Source organism: Trichocoleus sp. FACHB-40, assembly GCF_014695915.1.
GTDB lineage: Bacteria > Cyanobacteriota > Cyanobacteriia > Cyanobacteriales > FACHB-T130 > Funiculus > Funiculus sociatus.
The window spans coordinates 17,433-37,785 of record NZ_JACJPF010000050.1 but is presented as its reverse complement, the minus strand read 5'-3'; the positions used below and the strand labels follow the sequence as shown (position 1 = coordinate 37,785).

The window sequence follows — 20,353 nt, the reverse complement described above, 5'->3', positions numbered from 1 at the left end:
TGATTGAAGCGGTTTGTATTAAGCCGGATGAAAATAATCGTATATCTCCTGAGCCAAACGCGGGCCAATACCCGAAACCTCAGCCAGCTGCTTTGGTGACGCTTCCCGGATATAATCAACCGAGCGAAAATGCGCCAAAAGTTCCTTTTGTCGCTGGAAACCCAAGCCCGGAATTTCATCCAAACGCGATCGCCTTAACTTATCACTCCGCTGCTGACGGTGGAAACTCACAGCAAAACGGTGCGCTTCATCCCGCAATCGCCGCAGAAGTTGCACGCCCGGTTGTTCCGCATCTGTCTGAAGTGGTAAAGATTCACCAGGTAAGAAAATCTCTTCTCGCTGTTTAGCAAGACTCACGACTCGCAAATCTTCCATCAAATTCATCTCTTGCAAAACAGCGACAACCGATGAAAGCTGACCTTTCCCACCGTCAATCATCACCACATCAGGCCAATCGGAATTTCCCACTCGTTGTAATTGCGGATCTTCAGCATACTTGCGAAAACGCCGCCCAATGACTTCAGCAAGACTAGCAAAGTCGTCAGAGTGACCAGATGTAACGGTGGGATTCTTAATTTTATAGTGGCGATAGTGCTGCTTTGCGGGCAAGCCGTCAATAAACACTACTTGCGAGGCTACAGCATTCGACCCTTGGATGTGGGAAATATCATAACCTTCGATGCGATGAGGTAAATCTGGCAAATCCAGAATCGCCGCTAAATCCTGCATCGCTTGTTCGTTGCGATCGCCTACTCGTTGCATCCGCGCCAGTTCGTGTTGGGCGTTGCGCTCCACCATCTCAACCAATTCTGCCTTAGTTTGGCGCTGTGGCGCGAGAATACTAACTTTTCGCCCTTTGCGTTCCGTTAAGAATTCTCCCAGCATCTCGCCTTCTGGCAATTCATGCTGCACTAGAATTTCTGTGGGGATTTCCACAGACTCAGCGTTTTGGTAATGATCCTCCAAAACGCGCTGCAATATTGCTCCCGGCGTTCCTGAGTCCGCCTCAGCAACAAAGCCTAAACGTCCCACCAGTTTTCCCGCCCGAATCTGGAACAATTGAATGCAGGCGTGTTTTTCGTCAGCGGCCAGAGCGATCGCATCCCGCGAAACGGTATCATCTGGCAAAGACACTTTTTGGTCAGCTGTCAGCGATTTTAACCCCCCAATCTGATCGCGTTTCCTCGCTGCCGCCTCAAAGTTTAGTTCCGCCGCCGCTTGTTCCATTTGCGCTGTCAAGATGTCAATTAGTTCGCCAGTGCGTCCCTGGAACACCATTGCCACTTTTTGCACTGTTTTATGGTATTCCTCTGGGGAAATTAGTTGCTGGCAGACACCAGGACAGCGCCCAATGTCGTAATTTAGACAAGGACGATCTGTAAATAGCGGTTGCGGTCGTTGTCGCAGCAGAAATATTCGCTTGGCTACTCGCAGGATATTTCGCAACAGTCCTGCATCAGTGTAAGGCCCATAATACTTGTCTCCTTTTTTACCTATCCGCCGATTCCTGGTGATGAAAATACGGGGATATTGTTCTGACCAGGTGATCAGTACGTAGGGATATTTTTTATCATCCTTTAGGAGTACATTGAAGTAAGGTTGGTGCTGTTTGACAAGATTTGCCTCTAGCGCCAAGGCTTCGGCTTCGGTGTCAGTAACGATGAATTCAATCTCGGCAACCTGGCGTACCATCATCGCAATGCGATCGCTTAATTTCTGAGAGTCTCGGAAATAGGAACGAACGCGCGATCGCAACTTCTTCGATTTGCCGATGTAGAGAATGCGATCGCACCCATCCCGCATGATATAGACTCCCGGTTCTGGCGGAATCTCCTTCAGGCGATTCTCCAACCGTTCTGGATCTTTGACTAGCGGCAATGTTTTCCCCGCTGGGGTCATTCCAGCAGACGAGACATAACCGCTTTGATTTGTAGCGGGGGATAACTCGTTCCCATCCCTCAGCATTTGCGGATCTGTCATAAACAAAGCACTCCTTGAAAGCAGCAGTCTTTAACTGGAATACGTCATTGAGAAAAGGGTAGCGCGATCGCTAAATCAGTAAAATCTCGCAAGATGTATTTTTGGACGATTTCCCAATTCAGTAGTATTTCAGGATAGGCATTTAAAAAATATTAAAATCTCAGTAATATTTCGCAACTAGCACTATTTTTGTATTCTCTATAACCTAATTTTATATTAATTTTAAAGATTCGATAAAGGAATTAGTCTCTTGGATGAATTTATAGTAGTCAATATGATTTTTATCTGGAATAAGTTAAATTAATTTTGAATTTTGATATGCTGATATAACCAAGTAATCGCTTTATTTACTACCTTACACACCCGGTTAAAGTCATGAAATTAGAAGAGTTTGAGGCCAACTACCGAAACGCTATGGATGAAACACTCAATCAACTTCAAACAGTTGTTTTCTTATTGTCACGAGTCGAAACTCAGGTTGTGGAAATCAGTCATTCTATACAAACTCTTAGCAAAACAGTGGAGGAATATATTAACAAGAACAAAATCGAATAAATTGAACAAACTAACAAGAAGCCTCTAAACTCCCCATCTGGAGTTCTTCTTGTATGGCTTGCTTCAAATCAACGATATTTACAGGTTTAACGATAAAGCGACGCGCGCCCAATCTAAGAGCTTTTTCTTTGTCTACTTGAAAAGCAAAAGCTGAAACAACAATTATAGGAATGTGCAGCCAGTCTGTTCCTTCTTGGATTTGTTGGAGTATGGTATACCCATCGATATCCGGTAACTTCAAGTCTAGCAAAATCAAGTCAGGTTGGAAGTCAATCAGCGCCTGAAAAAAGCCCGATCCCTCTGCCAATGCGAAAACTTCGTATCCCAGATATCCCAGATAGTCATTCAGCAACTCTCGATTCATGGGACTATCCTCAACGATCAAAATTCGCTTGGCAGCTGCGGAGGCGCTGGAGTTTAATTTTTGGTTGGTCGTTGAACTTTGTGTTTCGCTGCTCATGATTCGTTAGCTGTGAAGGATTGCTGAAAATTATATGAGCATTGACAGAATAATTGTGTCTTATTTTACCTGAGCCTTCCTTAAAAATCTATTAAAATAAAAAATTATATTGTGATTGAGTTTAAAATGTATTAAAAAATCAACCTGCCTCAGAAACTTATCTTTTCCCATAGCCCGCATCCCTAGGATAGGTATTGCCCACACTTTGCTTTAGTGGCAGGCAATGGGGAAGATACCCTATGCACTATTTAATTATGTCCACCTACTTATTGGCTAAGTAAACTATCCAAAACAGAAGAACTCTAACCTACTCGCAGCAAGGTTGAAATCAATTTGGATAAAATAGACAAGTAACTACATTCTTCAAAGCATTTTTCAACCACATTTTCTAAAGGAGTTTAACTTTGGCTTTGGTGCAATCGTCTTCTAATGCCAATGAATCTAAAGCACTTACCACTTTAGACCAGCTAGATAGCCCTCAAGAGTGGAATCTTTGTGACCTCTACAAAGGCTTTGACGATCCCCATCTGGCGCAAGATTTGCAGGTACTCCAGCAGGATGCAATCCAGTTTAGGCAAAATTATCGGGGAAAAGTTAGTTCCCTGACACCGGAAGAACTGGCGCAATGTCTGCAACAGCTAGAAGCATTGGCAGAAAAATCTGGTTATCTTTATGCCTTCCCTTCTCTGGTTTTCTCAGCGGATACGCGCAACAATGAGGCGAAGCAATTTCTAGATAAGGTGAGAGAAGCCTTAACTGGAATTGAAAACCAACTGCTGTTTTTTGACCTAGAATTGCAGGATTTAGACGCTGCTAAATTTAGCGAATTGCAAGGCTCAGCAGCCTTATCTACCTACAACCACTACTTAGATCGGAGCGCCCAATATCGCCCTCACAAACTTTCTGAAGAAGTCGAGCAAACCCGTAATCAAGATAGTTTAACAGGTCGGCAAGCGTTTATTCAATTGCGTTCTATTCATCTCGGAGAGCAGGAGTATGAACCTGTTACCACGCCAGAGGGAAAAACATCTGACACCGAGGCGGAACTGGGTGCATTACTGTTTCATCCCTCATCTGAGGTGCGCTACAACGCTTATCGGTCGGTGCGGAAAGTGATGCAGCAGCACAACTTGCTGTATGGCTATATTTTAAACACTGTGACGCAAGATCATCGGCTGGAAAGTCAGATGCGATCGCACGCCTCGACGTTGCACAAACAACTGTTGGCGGATGAAGTCTCGGAAGCTGTGTTTCGGGCGATTATGGAAGGAACGCGATCGCGTTTTGATCTGTTCCAACGCTACTACCAGCTAAAAGCAAAATCGCTGAATCAAGAAATTCGCATTTGCGACATCTATGCACCTTGGACAGATGGCGACGACCAGGCTGCGCCAATTGAGTACAAAAATGGTGTAGAAACCCTGCTCTCTGCTTTAGAACAGTTTGACATCAACTATGCTCGACGGGCAGAAGAGTTTTTCGTGAAAAACTGGGTAGATGCCAAAGTGCGTCCCGGTAAGCGCGGCGGTGCCTTCTGCTCCTACACTCATGGTAAGCACAGTTACTTGTTGCTTTCTTACACAGAAGATTACAACTCTCTGTTTACGTTAGCGCACGAGATGGGGCATGGCTTGCACTTTGCCTGGATAGGCGATCGCCAAACTTATTTTAACAGTAATCCGCCAATGGTGCTGGCAGAAATTGCCTCAACCTTTAATGAATTGCTGTTGTTGGATTACTTGCTGAAAACCGCTGGCGACGACGAAAAACTTAAGCGATCGCTAATAACCCGGCAATTGGAAGATCAGCTAAATTTGCTATTCCGCCAAAGCACAATTAGCCGCTTAGAATTGGCAATTCACGAACGCGCCGTCCAAGGTAGTTTTGACCACAATTTTGTTAATGAAAAGTGGACGGAACTTTACCGCGAACTCTGTGGCGATACCGTGGAAATTTTACCCGAACACCAGTATGATTGGGCGCGGATTGGCCACATCTACTTTAAACCGTTCTACTGCTATCAATACACAGCTTCCAACATTGTCAGTCTCGCTTGTTACCAAAAATATCTTCAGGTAGGCAAAGATTTTATTCCTGGCTACCTGGATCTATTAGCAGCAGGGGGAAGCATGAATCAGGTGGAAGCGTTACGCAAGTATGTGGGAATAGACATCGAAGATCCAGCCACAATTAGCGGTGCTTTGACTTATGTTGAGGGTCTTTTAGATCAGCTGCAAGCAACGCTTTAATCGTCCAAATTTATCGTATTTCTCGCTACCAGGCTCAGCCTGGTAGCGCAGTTTAGGAGGCTGGAGCCTCCTTTCAAGAGCTGGAGAAAGTCTTTCCAAACGTACTGAGGAATTTGATAACGAATTTTATGACAATTTGCGATCGCTTATGCACGACATCGCCTTGATGCTAGTAGTAGCGTCCCGCAAGGAATTGAGTGTTTACGGCAATGAGTATCGGCTTGTCTGTCTGTTTTTTTACCTGGGTCACGTTCTCAAGCTGGGCGAACTGACTACAGAGTAAAAGTTTTGAAATTATAATTAAGCAATTTGAAGTGTGCTGGGTTCAGGGATGGATTCACCTTCGGCAAGCCATGCTTCTAAGTACATTTCAATCACTTCTTCCCCGTTACGAATTGCTTCCTCACGAGTTTTACCGTGAGTGCAAGGCATGACAACGTGATCGCAAAACTCTGGGATTGTGACTAGAAAAAGTTGGTCTTCATCTGACCACTGAATAATCATGCTGTATCGATTCATGATTCCTCGTCCTCCCTTAACTCTTCCAGTTCACTTAATAACTGTGCTAACTGCTTTTCTAGGTAAAGTGGCACATCATCTCCATCCTTGCCTGGAATTGTCAGTGTTTTCCTAAGCATTGGATGTCGCCAACGCTCATGACTACCTTTGCCGCGCTTGGGCAGATATACAAATCCTTCACGCGCAATCTGAGCTTTTAACTCTCGAATTTTCCTAGGCATAGATTTTGTCTACGCCGATCCATTGAATCTTCATCGATAAGCGAGTTCTTTGAAATCGTACCGAGTTTTTAAGAGACCGCCCGTCCGCTCTAGCAGCAAGTTAGGCTCCTCTGCTGACAACGAACCCCTCGATACGCCTTACAGACAACCGATGATGGTACATCATTGTTCGGGCACGGGATCTGCCTGCAACGCTAGTGCATCAGCTTCAAACTCGTCGATGCAGAACCCCAATACACGTAACATGAACTCAATATCGAAGCCCATGATCGGGGGCGCAGCATAGATCGCGCTACGGTATGTGGGTCTTTCTGCGAATCCGTGTAACTTGAAGCTGTGCGTACCCTTTCCCGGTCGCCCCTCATGGATGTATGCACACCGCATTTGCTTGTAGGCGATCGCGCCGTATCGAGAAAAAGTTAGCCATTCCTCAAGCTTAGTGCGATCCATTTCCGGGTAATTTGCCAGAGTCCTAGTGATGGTCGCATCCAAACTCCAGTCCTCCGAGGTACAACGGGTACGTTGTTCCTGAAGCACAGTTGGAGTACAGCGTCCCCCAACTGTGCCCAAAAATGTGCGTATATTCTCAGGTAGATCCGCAGCTTTCCCTTTATCGACTCGGTTCCAGATGTCCGGTAATGAGACAAGCTGGAATAGCTCACCACCGTAGCGTGCAAGGAAAGCGTCGAAAATATTGCGTTTACCCATTTTCTTGCCGCATTGCTTACTTCCGATGTTGCCTGCCCATAGGTTGGAAAGCTGGTCAAGTTCTCCCCAGAGCAACACGTTAGCTTCATGGCTGTGCTTGCTGAAGTCTAAATCACGGATAAATGCGTGTCGTTCTCTCCAATAATCAAAGAAACTCGTGATCCGCCATTGCAACTCTTCGCTCATATTTTCTGCCATTTAGGTAATTGGTATAAATCGTTAATTATGGAGAAACTTTCTGTATATTTCCCCGATTGAGGTGGATAAACTGAAAGCTTACAGCTTATTCACCTAACGTAGTGCAAACATCTACCTTTTGAACTTTGCTGTTCAGTGGTTCCCACGAGCCGAAAGAGCTTTCCAACTACTGGAGCGACTATTTGATTAACACTGGTAGCTTGCGGGTGATCTACTTAGAAGAGGAATCCGCCTGTGAGTTAATCCTACAGCCTGTAGAGGACTTCACCAATATTTGCGATCGCGCTGCTGTAGATACCATTATTCATCTCACTCGCTGCGGCGGCGATGATTTCTGGGAAATGTGGCGAAGTTTGAAAGATAGCGATCGCCACTTCCAGCGGTGTCTAGTTTCTGGGGAAACTCCCACAGCCCTTTATAGATGAAAAGTACCATAAGCGATCACTCGTGTCAGAATGCGATCGCGCAAAAGCATATACTTCAAGATGCCTCTGTCTCCGTAGATTCAAATCTAACTTGTCGATATACAGCATCTACGCTTAGAGAAAGTCCCACACTAGAGAGAGTGAATGTATCTCCTGACTCATAGGGATAAAGCACCCACAAACCCTCCTCATTGCGCCTAAAGCACTCCACCCCTATCTGTTCTGACTGGATCAGCACATATTCTTGTAAAGTTTCCATCTGACGATATCGGGCAAATTTACCCCCCCGATCAAAAGCTTCTGTAGAAGGGGAAAGGACTTCTACAATTAGGCAAGGATACTGAACAAACTGATTAGAGTTTCGATCTCTGGAGTCGCAAGTCACCACCACATCAGGGTAATGATAGGGGCCATTCTCAGAGGCTTGCACCTTAACATCTGCAATATAGACTTCGCAGCCTCTCTCTTGTAAATGACTATCTAGAGCCGTGTAGATATTGCCAGCGATCCGGTTGTGAGGCTTCGTCCCCCCAGTCATGGCAAAGACTTCCCCATCAATGTATTCGTAGCGGATTTCTTGAGTGGGTTCCCATTCCAGATACTCTTGGGGAGTCATCTGGTTAAATTGTCGAATAGCAATCATAGTTTCTATTACTTCCTCGTAAAAGCTTTGTTGATGAGGCGAGAAGCATTAACTCAATTTTTCTCAAATTATATTTTAAAATAGACCAATAAAAAACATCATTTTGATTAATTTGTGAAAATTATTAAACTACCTTTTAACTTAATTAAAATCTGCGTACGGCTGCGTTAACCTTTGCGTACCTTTGCGTTAAAAAATAAAAAAGGTGGGCGATACCCACCCTACATAAATCAACCCTTAATACAGACAACCTGCTTTAGCGTCGCCACAACTTCGACAAGATCCGCTTGATTAGCCATGACTTGCTCAATCGGTTTATAAGCGCCAGGGATTTCATCTAAAACGCCCTCATCCTTGCGGCACTCCACACCATTTGTCTGCTGAATCAAATCATCCAACGTGTAGACATTCTTTGCCTTATTTCGAGACATTAAACGTCCAGCACCGTGACTGCAAGAACAGTAGCTTTCAGCATTACCTTTACCCTTAACAATGAAGGATTTTGCCCCCATTGAGCCGGGAATAATGCCATAATCTTCTTCACGCGCCCGGACTGCACCTTTGCGAGTGACATACACATCTTCGCCAAAATGCACTTCTTTTTCGGCGTAGTTGTGGTGACAGTTCACTGACAGCAACGGCTTAGTCTGCTTACCCCCAGCGAGATGCTTTTCTACAATTCGCTTAAAACGCGCCATCATCACGTCGCGGTTGAAACGGGCGTAGTCTTGCGCCCACTGTAAATCGTGCCAGTAGGTGGCAAATTCTGGCGTACCAGCGACAAAGTAAGCTAAGTCTGGATCGGGTAAGCGATCGCCTGCTAGTTTCGCTAGTTCTTTAGCCGTGCCAATATGGTTTTGTGCCAGCATATTGCCGATGTTGCGCGAACCAGAGTGCAGCATCAGCCAAACAGAGTTCTCGGTATCCAGGCAAACTTCTATAAAATGATTCCCGCCACCCAGAGAACCCATCTGTTTCATGGCTTTATTTTCTAGGCGTTGCACCCCTGAATGTACTTCCTTGAAATCTCGCCAACCCTGCCAATTTAAAACTGCTTTTTCAACATCTTTGTTTTCATTGAAACCAACAGGAATCGCTGCTTCTAAATCCAGACGAATTTGCTTCAGCTTTCCCTCCAATTGTTTGGCGGTAAATGGCGTTTTTATCGCCATCATGCCGCAACCAATATCTACGCCCACAGCAGCTGGCATAATTGCTTCTTTAGTAGCCACGACAGAACCCACCAAGGCACCTTTGCCAAGGTGAACGTCTGGCATCAGCGCTACGTGCTTGAAGACAAATGGTAGGGAGGCGACATTCTTTGCCATCTTGGTTTCATCAGAACCAAGGGCATGATTTGCCCAAGATAGCACTGGCTTTGGAGTCGAAATTTCTAACTTTTCGTAGCGCATAAACGTGTGCTAACTATAAATAAAGATCCGTATTGCCGCAAGGTTACTTCCCGTCAATAAAGCAGACTCAGATGGGATAGCTGCGGCAAAAGTTGTATATTACTTTAATACTACATATAAATTACAGTTTTGTCATCCCTAGAGACAACCCGCAGGCAGAGGTTCTGAGGTATAAGTTACATTAAGATTCGTAAAGAGGAGGTATGCTCCTCTGGTATTCACATTACCCGGATGAAATCCTATGGCGGTTGGCAAGAACTCAATCTATGAGCGCTTCTTAGCACCTGTGATTCGGATGTTCATTGATGAGAAGGGGTTACGGCGTTTTTATGAAAGCGTTGATTGGCAAAAGGAGAGCGATCGCTTCCGCAATCCCAATTTAGAATATCCTTCTTACTACAGTAGTCAAAACTTCCACGGCATACAGGGCGGTTATCTTACTCCTGGTGCGGCAGTTTCCTACGATCCCATTACCCAGTATGTTTTGCCGCCTAACGAAGCCTGGATACGTCAAAGCTTGGTTGATGCAATTTCTGGGCAACCGCGACGGATACTGGATTTAGGTTGCGGTACAGGTTCCACAACTCTGATGTTAAAAAAGGCTTTTCCCCAAGCTGAAGTTATTGGTTTAGACTTATCGCCTTATATGCTGGTAATGTCTGAATACAAAGCCAGAAACGCTGGAGCTAATATTCAATTTTTGCATGGCAGTGCGGAAGCTACGGGGTTTCCCGATGCGTCTTTTGACTTGGTAACGGCTTCTCTGTTGTTTCACGAGACACCGCCAGAGATATCGCGTGCCATTCTGCGGGAAAGTTTCCGCTTGCTGAAGGCTGGAGGAGAGGTTTTAATACTGGATGGGAATCAGAAAACTATTCGCCAAGTTGATTGGTTGAGCGAAATTTTTGAGGAGCCTTATATTAGAGCTTACGCCGCCGATAGCGTCGATGCTTGGATGGGATCGGCAGGATTTGAAGCTGTGCAAACTCAGGATGTGTGGGCGATACACCAATTAACTAAAGGTGTTAAACCTATCCCAGCCCAGAATTCCAGGCGTACAGCGATCGCTGACATAGCTGATAATGAAGATTTGGCGGGCTTGGGTATCCCGGCTTATGGCACATTGGCATGACTTTGAAGGCAGTTCTGTTTGATTTTAACGGTGTAATTATTAAGGATGAGGCAATTCACCGGGGTCTGATTGATGAAATTCTAATTTCGGAAAATCTGCGCTCAAAACCAGGGGAATATCGGCAATTTTGTTTAGGCAGAAGCGATCGCTTCTGCCTAAAACAGATTCTCACAAATCGCGGCAGAGAAGTCAGAGACGGCTATTTAACCCAATTGGTGAACCGCAAGACGCAAGCCTACCAGCAGGCTTTGGATAAGTTAGAGGAACTGCCAATTTATCCTGGGTTAGAGGACTTTATTCAAAAGCTGCGGCTGCATGAGGTGAAACTAGCTATTGTCAGCGATGCCCTCCGTGCTGAAGTAGAATTGGTGTTAAATCGCACCGGGTTACTTGAGCATTTTTCGGTTATTATTGCTGCGGATGACACCACTACCAGTAAGCCAGAACCTGATGGGTATCTCTTGGCGATAGAACGCCTCAACCTTAAAGCTTCTAATTGTCTGGCGATTGAAGATACCCCAACCGGAATTCAAGCGGCGAGATCAGCGGGTGTGCAAGTGGTGGGGGTAGCCCATACTTACCCATTTCATATGCTCCAGCGTTGGACTAACTGGGCTGTAGATTATTTTACCGACTTAGAAGTGGAGCGGGTGCAGCAAGTATTTTCCCGCACGACACCGCAGGCAACCGCAGGTTAAAAGTAAAGTGCTAGAATAGGTAAGGCAAAAAATTAAGTTTAGATTAGGGGAATTAGCTCAGTTGGTAGAGCGCTGCGATCGCACCGCAGAGGTCAGCGGTTCAAATCCGCTATTCTCCATTTCTGTACGTTCGCAAATTAAATGTCGTAAGTTTTGAATTTACATCAGCAGAGTAGTTGATAAGGGCGCTACTGTGTCCGAAGTAATTAGCGCTAACATTGAGCCAATGTTATTGGAGGATACATTATGGCTCAAGTGTCAGTCGCTACTCTCCTGCTACTAGGGTTCAGCCTGTTCGCTACTGCAACCCGCGCCCAAGAGCATCCCGCTATAACTCGCCTGGTTATGCGCGATCGCACCATTACCGTCACTTTGGATTCAAACGGGTTGCTATACTCAGTTAGCACAAAGGATGGTACTGTGCTTAATGCCAATCTCACAGAAGAACAGCTACAAGCAACGTATCCTGATGTATATGAGAATGTTCGCCCAGCCATCGCCAGTGACAAAGTGACGGATCGTGTTATCCCTTGGGCTGGGATGTAGTCCTTTCTTAAACAGGCAGAACCTATATATAGATAGCCCCAGTCCACTTAAAGTGGACTGGGGCTATCTATTAGGGCTAAAAGAGTTTAGTCTTAAAGCTTAGTAGCGGTTAGAGAAATTGCTATTTCTCCGTCCACCGCCGCCACCACCACCACCAAAGGATGAACCTCGGTCTTCGCGGGGCTTGGCTTTATTAACTTTCAGATCGCGGCCCATCCATTCAGCACCATCAAGCGCTTCAATGGCTGCGGTTTCTTCAGCATCCGTACTCATTTCCACAAAAGCAAAGCCGCGCATGCGACCTGTTTCGCGGTCAGTAGGTAGCTGAACCCGCTTGACACTACCGTATTCTGCAAAAACACCACTGAGGTCTTCTTGTGTGACTTCGTAGGAAAGATTGCCTACATAAATTGACATAGATTTTCTCCAAAATCAAAGCTTTGTAGAGATTTAGATTTCGGAGACAAGCCTGTCAAAACTAAAAGGAAAATGCCTGTCAATTCTAAAAACAAACGCTGCTACCGAACTTATTCTCACTTACGATACTAGCACGATATGGAGCTATGGGGGGGAGAGGTAGAAAAACGTTACAAAACGCAACAGTGGGGATGATGAAGTGGAACAAAGCGATCGCCTGATACTATTCTAGATTGGCAAATCCTCGCCAGTAGACGATTTCAGGATTTTAAGTGTGGCAAATCCATATACCCGATCGTGTTGGGAGTTGGGCGATCACGTGTCACAACTGGCTCCGAAAGGGATAAAGCCGAGGTTAGTTATAAGCCTCAACAAGAAAGAGAATGGGGCAGTTGGCTTACAACCCCCTAAATACCAAAAACTGATTTAAAACAGATGAAACCTTTTGCTAGCCTAATTTGTAGCGTTATATATTTGTTGGTATAATAATATCTAGTATGGTCAGAAATCATATTTAAGCGACAGTTATTACAGATTTTTACAGCCAAAGTTCCCTTGCCTGGGGTAGAGGGGATAATGAAACGGCGAGAAAACTGAGAAAGCGAAACCCCCTACCCTCCATCTTTGTCAAGTTATTATTCACTTTGTTAAGTATTTTGTAACTATTGTTTCAACTTGTGCGATCGCATTTTTGCTATTACCAGATAAGTTATCGTGGAAAACTAAAGGAATAATTAAGTAGAGGCAGGGAGCCGTAACCAGCTCCGCTCACCGTACAAATAAAACCAGTTACCACCGATTCCACCGCCAAGCACAAGTATCCGCGAAAAGGAGACTGTATGACTCCCACAATGCTACGTCAGCTTTGGACTGTAATTGAGACCACTCAGGCCAATATGCTGTTGAAATTAGACGATGCCAACTTGGTACAGTGGCTACTCAAGCAGATAAAACAACAGCGATCGCTCAATTCTGATGAAGCCAACATAATGAGCGACTATCTGCACTCTAAGCTATCCTTGATTCGGGATCTAGCTCAAGAGCGTCAGTCTGTATGGCAAGAAACCCACTAGAAGGCTCTGATGGAAAAAAGAATTCTTCGGCATTAGAAAAAGAGACGCGATGTTCATCGCGTCTCGAATGCTTTTATGGAGCCGGAGGGCGCGTTGGGAAGGACAGTTTCTCCGGGGGAGAATCTGGCGGTGAGATAGTCCGAGAGGAATTATTAAGCGTCCGCGACACCAAAACATAGCCCAAATAAGCGGGTAAAGACATAGCAATAACAGCTGCGATCGCATAAACCCCAGTACGCCGCCTTAACCTAGTCCCATAATGGCTACGGTAAGGGTCATACGAAAGCGATTCCGATGGAATAATGTCCCGCATAGCGATCGCTCGCTTAAACCGCACCCGCCGATCGTCAAGTTTTTCTAACAAAATCCAGCCAGATTGCGCCTCTTCTTCACACAGCTTTTGAAAAATAGCTGAACTGCGAAACAAATCAGACGAGGCGCGCACAATTTTAAATTCCCAGCCCATCATCCGCGGTTCTTTGGATGCTCCCACAGAACCGCCGTTAGAAGAGAGCAACTCTGCTGGTGCGGAGTCTTGTTTAGATTCATAACGAGTCAAAGTTTCTTCCTCCTCCTCATCTTGCTGACGTGTAACCACCTGCTGCCAGCGCATCCATCCGCTCAGCATCACCGCATCCATTCCCAAACTTCCAACCAACAGGCTGCCAAAAATAACTTCGAGCATATTTCTATAGCTAATAGTTCCTAGCTAATAGCTAATGGCAATTGACAATAAGCTATTAGCTATTAGCCACTAGCCACTGACTAACGGTAAATAACCTTCTACCAAGCAATCTGAGCCAACTGTGCGCCAACGGACGCGCTCTAAGGTCAGAGCCTCGGTCATAGTTGCCAACCCTAAATCCCCTACCGGAGAGGGAGCCGCCTTACCACCGACAATTTTGGGAGCAATGAAAGCGAAAATTTTTTGCACTGCTCCTTCGGCGATCGCTCGTGCTGCTAAAGTGCCACCGCATTCCCACAGCACCGAAAGTAATCCCTGCTCATATAAATATGCCATTGCCTTTGTCGGTGTCAGCCCAGTTAGCTCCACCACGGTTACACCCTTTTTCAGCAGCATCTGTTGGAAATCCGGATTAGCTCCTTGCTCTGTTAACACTAAAGTAGGAGCCACCACTGTCTCCCACACATGAGCCTCTGCGGGTAAATCCAGAGATTGGCTCATCACTACCCTTAAAGGATTGCGAGTCTCAGTTTGATGGCTGGTTAAGTGGGGATTATCCCGGCGGACAGTATTGCCACCCACAATCACAGCATCGCAAGATCCCCGAAGAGTACGATGCACCTCATTCCGGGCATCAATGCCCGTAATCCAGGCGCTGTGTCCCGTAGTAGTGGCAATCTTGCCGTCCAGAGTCATTGCGTATTTCAAAATGCCAAACGGACGGTGGTAAAGAACGCGATGGATAAAAGCCTCATTGAGCTGCTTGCAGGCTTCCTCTTCCACTCCTACAACTACTTCTATCCCCGCCTGTCGTAATCGCTCGATACCTCCCCCGGACACGCGCGGATCGGGGTCAACCATACCCACCACCACCTTACTCACACCAGCTGCTACCAACGCTTCAGAACAGGGAGGCGTCCGCCCGTAGTGATTACAAGGTTCCAGATTGACATAAATTGTGGCTCCTTTGGCGCGATCGCCAGCCTCCCGCAACGCAAATACTTCTGCGTGGGGATTACCTGCCCCCGGATGAAACCCTTCGCCCACAATCTGCCCATCCTTGACAATTACAGAACCTACTAGGGGATTGGGAGCCGTTCGTCCTCTGGCGCTTAGGGCTAGTTCTATGCACCGCTGCATCATGGCGCTATCATTGAGGGTTACAGGCGACTCTTGTTGGGCGTCTTTGGGAAATTTATCCATGAGTTTGCTTGTCCTGGCTACACCTGAGTTTAATTAATTAAGGGGCAAGCCAGCATAAGATCGCGATGGGATATGCTGGAGGCTGTTTCTAGGCCGCAAGCGATCGCTTGTTATTTCTATAAAAATGTCTAATATAAATTCTCTTCTAAATCCTCTAAAAACTTATGTTACACCTGTTAAGGTAAATAAACGTGTCTAAAAGTTGATATCTGTAACGTCTTATGAAAGGCACAGCCCCCTCAGTTTCGCAACCACCCCAGTGTTACCAACGTCAAGCCACTTCCCCGTATTGCCCACAACTGACGGTGTTTTGCGACTTTGACGGTCCTATCGTAGATGTTTCCAGGCGCTACTACACAACTTATCAGTTAGCCTTAGCTGAAACTCAAGAGCTGTACCAAGCTCAGGATGAAATCCTGCCGATTACAATGCTCAAGTTACAGCAGTTCTGGCAAATGAAGCAAGAGCGCGTCCCAGATGTGGAAATTGCCATGCGCTCTGGCTTAGCTGGAGAGCAGATAGATATATTTTTGCAGTGCGTGGTAAACATTGTGAATCAACCAGCACTGTTACAAAAAGACAAGATGCAGCCTGGAGTAAATTGGGCGCTGCCGTTGCTACATTCTCAGGGCTTTAAGCTGGTATTAGTGACGTTGCGCTCTTCATCCCAAGTCACCCAAATCTTGCAGAATTACGGTTTGGCGCGGCTGTTTAGTGGCATCTATGGAACCGAAGACGATGATGCTGCCTATGTAAACTACGCCCACGTGAAAACGCAACTTTTAGAAAAAGCTATATCCCAACACTCTCAGCCGAACAGGGAAAGCTCATTAGCTTGGATGGTAGGCGATACCGAAGCCGACATCTTGGCAGGACAAGCAGTCTCAATTCCCACAATAGCTCTCACTTGCGGCATTCGCTCTCGCCAAAGATTACAGCAATTTCAGCCAACTTGCATTCATAGTGACTTACTTTCAGTTGCACATTACCTGCTAGAAGTCAATAGTCCTAGACTAATGCCTAACTGCTAATTGTTCAACAATTAGCAGTTAGCAACTTTTCAAGATTGCTGCAACAAATTCATCTGCTGCCACCAACGATTCAACGGATAGTAAACTACTGGGGCCCAGAGACTGCTGAGAATGGCACTAGAGAGGGCGATGCGCTGGTGGTAAGTCCAAATTGCTGCCAGAGTGCGATCGCTCCCGATAGTGAACTGAATTGCGCTCACCGTCTCCGCCACAACTGCCATCGCGAACACAATTAACGCCACAGAAATAAAATCTTCCTCAATATACCGCTGCTTTTGAATCCGAGCCGTTAAAATTCCTACTACGGCCAGACTCAAAGCATGACTGGGTTCGGGTGAGGTCATTCCATCTTGGATCAGTCCCAACACCAAACCCGCTACAGCACCTTGAACAGCTGTTCGCTTCACACTCCAAGCCACCACCCAAATCAACAACCAATTGGGGGCAATTCCTAATAACTCCATTCCAGGTAGGCGAGTCGGCAAGATTAGCAAGCACAGCACCACAGAGCCAACGGTTACTGCCCAGTTGACAATTTGACGCGCCCAAGGTGACAAATTAGAAACCTTAATCATTAGTTATTAATTATTAGTTATTAATAAATTGTCATTAGCTAATTGTTCAAGAGCCATTAACTATTAGCCAATAAATAAACAAATTTATTTGGGATATATTGCCACCCACTCCAAATAACTAATCGGCGCTGTCACCTTAATAATTGCTTCCGGAGCTGGGGTTTTTTCCAAATTTACAGACTCGACGCGACCCAGTGGCAAGCCTGGAGGGAACAGTTTACTGACAGAGGATGTTGCCACAACATCGCCCCGCCGGACATCCGGTACTTTGTCAAAAAACTGCATCACCACTCGATTAGAGCCGTATCCCCGAATATAACCCATAACGCGGCTGCGGCTAACCACCGCACCCACACGACTGCTAGGGTCGCTGATCAGCAAGACACGGCTGGTACGGGGTGTCGCTTCCACGATGCGACCTATCAAGCCACCTGTACCCATAACAATAAAGTCTTTTTGGATACCATCTTCAGTGCCACGCCCCAAAGTGACCTGTTGCCACCAATTGTCCGGGGTACGCCCGACTATGGGCGCGGTTATCGCCTTCTGTTTCCTTTGTTGTACATAACCTAGAAGCTCTTGTAACTTCTGATTTTGGTTTTGCAGTTCGGTCAGGCGATCCTGCAATTCTTGTACGCGGGCATTCTCTCTAAGCTCTTGTGGCGGGGCTTCAGTTTGAAAGGGACGGGTAAGCAACTGGTAAACCTCAAACACGGCTGCCCCTTGGGTTTCCCGGATTAACCAGGCACTCCCAATAGCTGCCCCCGCCACCATAACTTGTATGCCGTGCCGAACCCACCAGCGACGCAGTGTATACATTTAGCTATCAGCTTTTTGTCTGTTGTCTGTTATTCGTTGTCTGTTATTCGTTGTCCGTTGTTCGTTGTCCGTCGTTCATTGTCCACTGTCGTTTGGCGTTTGAAAGTTTGAAGGTTGGAAAGTTGTCACCTAACAACGTTTCAACGTTCCAACATTCCAACTTTTGCCTGACTACTGACCACTGACCGCTGACTGCTACATACTGCGCGATCGCCCACTAAAGACCCGCTCCAGTTGTTTGAAGTTCTCTAACACTCTACCTGTCCCCAGCACCACGCACGACAGCGGATCTGCCGCTACGTGAGTAACAATGCCCGTTTCGTGGCTGATTAGCGTATCTAGCCCCTTCAACAAAGCACCGCCACCAGCCAGCATGATACCTCTATCGATAATGTCGGCTGCTAGTTCCGGAGGAGTTCGCTCTAAGGTTCGCTTCACCGCATCCACAATCACTGAAAGCGGCTCAGACATACTTTCGCGAATTTCCGGCCCCTTGATAGTAACAGTTCGGGGCAAGCCAGAGAGGAGGTGTAAACCCCTCACCTCCATGATTGCCTCTTCATCAAAACTGGTGGGGTAGGCAGAACCAATCTGAATTTTGATTTCTTCAGAGGTACGTTCCCCGATTACCAGGTTGTGGACTTTTTTCATGTACTGCATGATAGCTTCCGAAAGCTCATCACCAGCCACGCGCACCGACTCACTTAAAACCGTTCCTTGTAAAGAAAGCACGGCAACTTCAGTTGTGCCGCCACCAATATCAATGATCATGTTACCCGTAGGCTCTGCCACTGGTAGTCCAGCGCCAATAGCCGCAGCAACAGGCTCATCAATCAGGTAAACATCTCTAGCACCAGCCTGAGATGCTGCCTCCATAACGGCTCGGCGTTCTACGCCAGTGACACCCGAAGGAATACCGATTACAATCCGAGGAGAGACTAATGCTCTGCCTTCATGAACCCGCCGGATAAAATGCTTAAGCATTAGCTCGGCAGTGTCGAAGTCGGCAATGACACCGTCGCGAAGGGGCCGCAAAGCCACCACATTGCCGGGAGTTCTTCCCAACATTTTTTTCGCATCTTCCCCCACGGCCAGCGGGGTTTTAGTGTCCATATCCATAGCAACCACAGAGGGTTCTTGGAGAACAATCCCTTTGCCGGATACATAGACCAGGGTATTAGCAGTACCCAAGTCGATACCCATGTCCCGGGATAAGGAAAAGCGACTGAAAAGACCCACTCGTTTCTACGCCCCCAAAATGAAATGCTGTTGTGTGTGACGGAATCTTAACGGAAATGGAACCGAGGTGGATTCTATTACGTTTTCTATCCTGAGTCTAGTCAGGAACAAGAATTCTTTATGTAAATTTGCCTCAAACTGATTTCCAAGCATGATTCTAATCGTCAAAGAGTAAATCAGGATAAAGTTAATTTGAGACTAAGATTTCCGTTCGCTAAAGTATACTTAACTATACGCGAGTACAAATGTACTAAAAAAAACTTATGACTCTGAATGTTGTAACCCTGGTAGGGCGTGTAGGTGGAGATCCGGATGTTAAGTATTTCGAGTCAGGAAGCATTAAGTGCAAGCTGACGCTGGCAGTGAACCGTTGGACGCGGGATGGTGAGAAAACCGACTGGTTCAATTTAGAACTTTGGGGTAAGACGGCGGATAAGGCCGCTGTTCATGTGAAAAAGGGCAGCTTGATTGGGGTGCAAGGCTCGTTAAAGTTTGATACTTGGAGCGATCGCAATACCGGAGCCAGCCGTTCTACACCCGTCATTAAAGTGGATCGTCTAGATTTCCTTGGTTCTAAGCGAGACACTGATGCTAGTGTGGGCAGCTATAACGATAGCGAGTTCTAAAAATTAAAAATTCAAAATTTAAAAAGAAGAATTTCCCTTTTAAATTTTGAATTTTTAATGCTTTATCCCTAGATTAATAACTAATTTGCAGGGTAACTGATGCCTCTACCTCTTGCTCACCGCCAATTACCGGAGTGGTTTTTGCTAGACTCTCAGACCGCATAGCCATATCAGCTATGGGGAGTGGCCGTGGTGGCGGTACAACAGCGCCATTGACTTGAATATTAACGATTTCCTTACGAGTCAGATTTAGGGAACTCAAAACAGCATCAGCTTGGGCTTGGGCATCTTGGGTAGCTTCCCGTAGAGCTTGTTTTTGAGCAGACGCGATCGCGCTATCATCAGCTACAAAACTTATACCATCAATCCGGGTTGCCCCTGCTTTAACCGCTTCATCCAGAAGGGTTCCGGCTTTTTGAGTATCAATCCGAAAGCTGACAATATTGGTAGCACTATACCCAGTTAGACGCTGGACATTGTTCTCGTAGCTGTAAATCGGATTGAGGCTAATGCCAGTAGTTTCTAATTTCTCCACATTACGAGATTTTAGCAACTCCACCACAGCAGCTGAGCGTCGGGCAGCTTCCTGCTGCACATCCGCTGCAACTTTCCCCTGAACTTCCACCCCCAGCCGCACCTGCGTCAAAGTTGTGGGAATATTTTCGACACCTCGCCCACTAACAGTCAGGGTTCGCAGCATTTTTTCTTGGGCAACAGCTCTTGTAGCAATACTCAAGCTAAGCACACTCAAGACTAACGATATCAGCCCAGCCTGCTTCCAAAAACTAGACGCAAAAGTTAGATTCATAGATTCTCCTCACAGACATAACCGCTTGTAATGCAGTTTGAATGTTCTCACTGTGCCACTACAGCAGCCAGAAAGTGTAAACAGTTACAGTTTTGGCAACTGAACTAAAGATACTTTTAAGGCGATCGCAC

Annotated in this window: 24 protein-coding genes and 1 tRNA gene; 11 read left to right on the top strand and 14 right to left on the bottom strand. The window is 46.2% G+C overall.

Annotation, left to right across the window (positions count from 1 at the left end; genetic code table 11):
• Positions 1–18: 18 nt before the first annotated feature.
• Entirely contained in the window at positions 19–1,899 is a 1,881-nt protein-coding gene (uvrC, locus tag H6F63_RS10640) for an excinuclease ABC subunit UvrC (protein ID WP_190637266.1), read from the bottom strand.
• 456 nt (positions 1,900–2,355) lie between these two features.
• On the opposite strand from uvrC, the gene H6F63_RS10635 reads away from it, so the two are divergent.
• Entirely contained in the window at positions 2,356–2,535 is a 180-nt protein-coding gene (locus tag H6F63_RS10635; RefSeq protein ID WP_190637180.1) for a hypothetical protein, read from the top strand.
• Positions 2,536–2,545: 10 nt separating this feature from the next.
• Here the strand turns inward: H6F63_RS10635 and H6F63_RS10630 are convergent, their stop codons facing one another.
• Positions 2,546–2,995, bottom strand: coding sequence for a response regulator (locus H6F63_RS10630; protein ID WP_190637178.1), 450 nt, complete (start codon positions 2,993–2,995; stop codon positions 2,546–2,548).
• 413 nt (positions 2,996–3,408) lie between these two features.
• On the opposite strand from H6F63_RS10630, the gene H6F63_RS10625 reads away from it, so the two are divergent.
• Together H6F63_RS10625 and H6F63_RS30460 are read left to right on the top strand one after the other, a co-directional pair.
• Positions 3,409–5,244, top strand: a complete 1,836-nt coding sequence (locus H6F63_RS10625) for a M3 family metallopeptidase (RefSeq protein ID WP_190637264.1) — start codon at positions 3,409–3,411, stop codon at positions 5,242–5,244.
• 148 nt (positions 5,245–5,392) lie between these two features.
• Entirely contained in the window at positions 5,393–5,527 is a 135-nt protein-coding gene (locus H6F63_RS30460) for a hypothetical protein (protein WP_277876382.1), read from the top strand.
• Between the two features lie 17 nt (positions 5,528–5,544).
• Here the strand turns inward: H6F63_RS30460 and H6F63_RS10620 are convergent, their stop codons facing one another.
• The 3 genes from H6F63_RS10620 to H6F63_RS10610 all read right to left on the bottom strand — a co-directional run bounded on the left by H6F63_RS10620 (position 5,545) and on the right by H6F63_RS10610 (position 6,866).
• Positions 5,545–5,763: a type II toxin-antitoxin system HicB family antitoxin gene (locus H6F63_RS10620; RefSeq protein ID WP_190637176.1), complete on the bottom strand. Its 219-nt coding sequence runs from the start codon at positions 5,761–5,763 to the stop codon at positions 5,545–5,547.
• A complete protein-coding gene (locus tag H6F63_RS10615; protein ID WP_190637174.1) occupies positions 5,760–5,984 on the bottom strand; it encodes a type II toxin-antitoxin system HicA family toxin in 225 nt (74 codons plus the stop codon). The genes H6F63_RS10620 and H6F63_RS10615 overlap by 4 nt, the downstream gene beginning before the upstream one ends.
• Positions 5,985–6,146: 162 nt before the next feature.
• Positions 6,147–6,866: a hypothetical protein gene (locus tag H6F63_RS10610; protein ID WP_190637172.1), complete on the bottom strand. Its 720-nt coding sequence runs from the start codon at positions 6,864–6,866 to the stop codon at positions 6,147–6,149.
• 149 nt (positions 6,867–7,015) lie between these two features.
• Between H6F63_RS10610 and H6F63_RS10605 the strand changes: the two genes are divergently transcribed.
• Positions 7,016–7,315 carry a hypothetical protein gene (locus H6F63_RS10605; RefSeq protein ID WP_190637170.1) on the top strand — a complete coding sequence of 100 codons (300 nt, stop codon included), beginning with the start codon at positions 7,016–7,018 and terminating at the stop codon, positions 7,313–7,315.
• 55 nt (positions 7,316–7,370) lie between these two features.
• Here H6F63_RS10605 and H6F63_RS10600 read toward each other — a convergent pair whose 3' ends face one another.
• Both H6F63_RS10600 and H6F63_RS10595 read right to left on the bottom strand, forming a co-directional pair.
• Entirely contained in the window at positions 7,371–7,958 is a 588-nt protein-coding gene (locus H6F63_RS10600; protein WP_190637168.1) for a Uma2 family endonuclease, read from the bottom strand.
• Positions 7,959–8,188: 230 nt separating this feature from the next.
• Positions 8,189–9,370 (bottom strand): RtcB family protein, encoded by a 1,182-nt coding sequence (locus H6F63_RS10595; RefSeq protein ID WP_190637167.1) that lies wholly within the window; start codon positions 9,368–9,370, stop codon positions 8,189–8,191.
• A gap of 241 nt (positions 9,371–9,611) precedes the next feature.
• On the opposite strand from H6F63_RS10595, the gene H6F63_RS10590 reads away from it, so the two are divergent.
• The 4 genes from H6F63_RS10590 (at position 9,612) to H6F63_RS10575 (ending at position 11,746) form a co-directional block, all read left to right on the top strand.
• Positions 9,612–10,502 carry a class I SAM-dependent methyltransferase gene (locus H6F63_RS10590; protein WP_190637165.1) on the top strand — a complete coding sequence of 297 codons (891 nt, stop codon included), beginning with the start codon at positions 9,612–9,614 and terminating at the stop codon, positions 10,500–10,502.
• Positions 10,499–11,200 carry an HAD family phosphatase gene (locus H6F63_RS10585; protein ID WP_190637163.1) on the top strand — a complete coding sequence of 234 codons (702 nt, stop codon included), beginning with the start codon at positions 10,499–10,501 and terminating at the stop codon, positions 11,198–11,200. The genes H6F63_RS10590 and H6F63_RS10585 overlap by 4 nt, the downstream gene beginning before the upstream one ends.
• Positions 11,201–11,246: 46 nt before the next feature.
• A tRNA-Ala gene (locus tag H6F63_RS10580) sits at positions 11,247–11,319 on the top strand.
• A 127-nt stretch (positions 11,320–11,446) separates the two neighbouring features.
• Positions 11,447–11,746, top strand: a complete 300-nt coding sequence (locus H6F63_RS10575) for a hypothetical protein (protein ID WP_190637161.1) — start codon at positions 11,447–11,449, stop codon at positions 11,744–11,746.
• A gap of 99 nt (positions 11,747–11,845) precedes the next feature.
• Here the strand turns inward: H6F63_RS10575 and H6F63_RS10570 are convergent, their stop codons facing one another.
• Positions 11,846–12,163, bottom strand: coding sequence for an RNA-binding protein (locus H6F63_RS10570; RefSeq protein WP_190423676.1), 318 nt, complete (start codon positions 12,161–12,163; stop codon positions 11,846–11,848).
• An 839-nt stretch (positions 12,164–13,002) separates the two neighbouring features.
• Between H6F63_RS10570 and H6F63_RS10565 the strand changes: the two genes are divergently transcribed.
• Complete coding sequence (locus H6F63_RS10565; protein ID WP_190423680.1) at positions 13,003–13,236, top strand: hypothetical protein; 234 nt, start codon at positions 13,003–13,005, stop codon at positions 13,234–13,236.
• Between the two features lie 73 nt (positions 13,237–13,309).
• On the opposite strand, the gene H6F63_RS10560 is transcribed toward H6F63_RS10565, so the two are convergent.
• Both H6F63_RS10560 and ribD read right to left on the bottom strand, forming a co-directional pair.
• Positions 13,310–13,921 carry a hypothetical protein gene (locus tag H6F63_RS10560; RefSeq protein WP_190637160.1) on the bottom strand — a complete coding sequence of 204 codons (612 nt, stop codon included), beginning with the start codon at positions 13,919–13,921 and terminating at the stop codon, positions 13,310–13,312.
• A 69-nt stretch (positions 13,922–13,990) separates the two neighbouring features.
• Positions 13,991–15,124 (bottom strand): bifunctional diaminohydroxyphosphoribosylaminopyrimidine deaminase/5-amino-6-(5-phosphoribosylamino)uracil reductase RibD, encoded by a 1,134-nt coding sequence (gene ribD, locus H6F63_RS10555; RefSeq protein WP_190637158.1) that lies wholly within the window; start codon positions 15,122–15,124, stop codon positions 13,991–13,993.
• A gap of 221 nt (positions 15,125–15,345) precedes the next feature.
• On the opposite strand from ribD, the gene H6F63_RS10550 reads away from it, so the two are divergent.
• On the top strand, positions 15,346–16,155 hold the full coding sequence (locus tag H6F63_RS10550; RefSeq protein ID WP_190637156.1) for an HAD family hydrolase: 810 nt from the start codon (positions 15,346–15,348) through the stop codon (positions 16,153–16,155).
• 29 nt (positions 16,156–16,184) lie between these two features.
• Here the strand turns inward: H6F63_RS10550 and mreD are convergent, their stop codons facing one another.
• The 3 genes from mreD to H6F63_RS10535 all read right to left on the bottom strand — a co-directional run bounded on the left by mreD (position 16,185) and on the right by H6F63_RS10535 (position 18,752).
• Complete coding sequence (gene mreD / locus H6F63_RS10545; RefSeq protein ID WP_190442550.1) at positions 16,185–16,730, bottom strand: rod shape-determining protein MreD; 546 nt, start codon at positions 16,728–16,730, stop codon at positions 16,185–16,187.
• Between the two features lie 84 nt (positions 16,731–16,814).
• A complete protein-coding gene (mreC, locus tag H6F63_RS10540) occupies positions 16,815–17,549 on the bottom strand; it encodes a rod shape-determining protein MreC (protein ID WP_190637155.1) in 735 nt (244 codons plus the stop codon).
• 195 nt (positions 17,550–17,744) lie between these two features.
• Complete coding sequence (locus tag H6F63_RS10535; RefSeq protein WP_190423691.1) at positions 17,745–18,752, bottom strand: rod shape-determining protein; 1,008 nt, start codon at positions 18,750–18,752, stop codon at positions 17,745–17,747.
• 299 nt (positions 18,753–19,051) lie between these two features.
• Here H6F63_RS10535 and H6F63_RS10530 point away from each other — a divergent pair, with 299 nt between their 5' ends.
• Positions 19,052–19,414 carry a single-stranded DNA-binding protein gene (locus H6F63_RS10530; RefSeq protein WP_190637153.1) on the top strand — a complete coding sequence of 121 codons (363 nt, stop codon included), beginning with the start codon at positions 19,052–19,054 and terminating at the stop codon, positions 19,412–19,414.
• Positions 19,415–19,487: 73 nt separating this feature from the next.
• On the opposite strand, the gene H6F63_RS10525 is transcribed toward H6F63_RS10530, so the two are convergent.
• Entirely contained in the window at positions 19,488–20,222 is a 735-nt protein-coding gene (locus H6F63_RS10525) for an SIMPL domain-containing protein (protein ID WP_190637151.1), read from the bottom strand.
• Between the last annotated feature and the right edge of the window lie 131 nt (positions 20,223–20,353).

Bases quoted from the DNA above. Each gene is read 5' to 3' on its own strand.
- uvrC (WP_190637266.1), bottom strand. From the start codon at position 1,899: ATGACCCCAGCGGGGAAAACATTGCCGCTAGTCAAAGATCCAGAACGG.
- H6F63_RS10635 (WP_190637180.1), top strand. From the start codon at position 2,356: ATGAAATTAGAAGAGTTTGAGGCCAACTACCGAAACGCTATGGATGAA.
- H6F63_RS10630 (WP_190637178.1), bottom strand. From the start codon at position 2,995: ATGAGCAGCGAAACACAAAGTTCAACGACCAACCAAAAATTAAACTCC.
- H6F63_RS30460 (WP_277876382.1), top strand. From the start codon at position 5,393: ATGCACGACATCGCCTTGATGCTAGTAGTAGCGTCCCGCAAGGAATTG.
- H6F63_RS10620 (WP_190637176.1), bottom strand. From the start codon at position 5,763: ATGAATCGATACAGCATGATTATTCAGTGGTCAGATGAAGACCAACTT.
- H6F63_RS10615 (WP_190637174.1), bottom strand. From the start codon at position 5,984: ATGCCTAGGAAAATTCGAGAGTTAAAAGCTCAGATTGCGCGTGAAGGA.
- H6F63_RS10600 (WP_190637168.1), bottom strand. From the start codon at position 7,958: ATGATTGCTATTCGACAATTTAACCAGATGACTCCCCAAGAGTATCTG.
- H6F63_RS10595 (WP_190637167.1), bottom strand. From the start codon at position 9,370: ATGCGCTACGAAAAGTTAGAAATTTCGACTCCAAAGCCAGTGCTATCT.
- H6F63_RS10590 (WP_190637165.1), top strand. From the start codon at position 9,612: ATGGCGGTTGGCAAGAACTCAATCTATGAGCGCTTCTTAGCACCTGTG.
- H6F63_RS10585 (WP_190637163.1), top strand. From the start codon at position 10,499: ATGACTTTGAAGGCAGTTCTGTTTGATTTTAACGGTGTAATTATTAAG.
- H6F63_RS10575 (WP_190637161.1), top strand. From the start codon at position 11,447: ATGGCTCAAGTGTCAGTCGCTACTCTCCTGCTACTAGGGTTCAGCCTG.
- H6F63_RS10570 (WP_190423676.1), bottom strand. From the start codon at position 12,163: ATGTCAATTTATGTAGGCAATCTTTCCTACGAAGTCACACAAGAAGAC.
- H6F63_RS10565 (WP_190423680.1), top strand. From the start codon at position 13,003: ATGACTCCCACAATGCTACGTCAGCTTTGGACTGTAATTGAGACCACT.
- H6F63_RS10560 (WP_190637160.1), bottom strand. From the start codon at position 13,921: ATGCTCGAAGTTATTTTTGGCAGCCTGTTGGTTGGAAGTTTGGGAATG.
- ribD (WP_190637158.1), bottom strand. From the start codon at position 15,124: ATGGATAAATTTCCCAAAGACGCCCAACAAGAGTCGCCTGTAACCCTC.
- H6F63_RS10550 (WP_190637156.1), top strand. From the start codon at position 15,346: ATGAAAGGCACAGCCCCCTCAGTTTCGCAACCACCCCAGTGTTACCAA.
- mreD (WP_190442550.1), bottom strand. From the start codon at position 16,730: ATGATTAAGGTTTCTAATTTGTCACCTTGGGCGCGTCAAATTGTCAAC.
- mreC (WP_190637155.1), bottom strand. From the start codon at position 17,549: ATGTATACACTGCGTCGCTGGTGGGTTCGGCACGGCATACAAGTTATG.
- H6F63_RS10535 (WP_190423691.1), bottom strand. From the start codon at position 18,752: ATGGGTATCGACTTGGGTACTGCTAATACCCTGGTCTATGTATCCGGC.
- H6F63_RS10530 (WP_190637153.1), top strand. From the start codon at position 19,052: ATGACTCTGAATGTTGTAACCCTGGTAGGGCGTGTAGGTGGAGATCCG.
- H6F63_RS10525 (WP_190637151.1), bottom strand. From the start codon at position 20,222: ATGAATCTAACTTTTGCGTCTAGTTTTTGGAAGCAGGCTGGGCTGATA.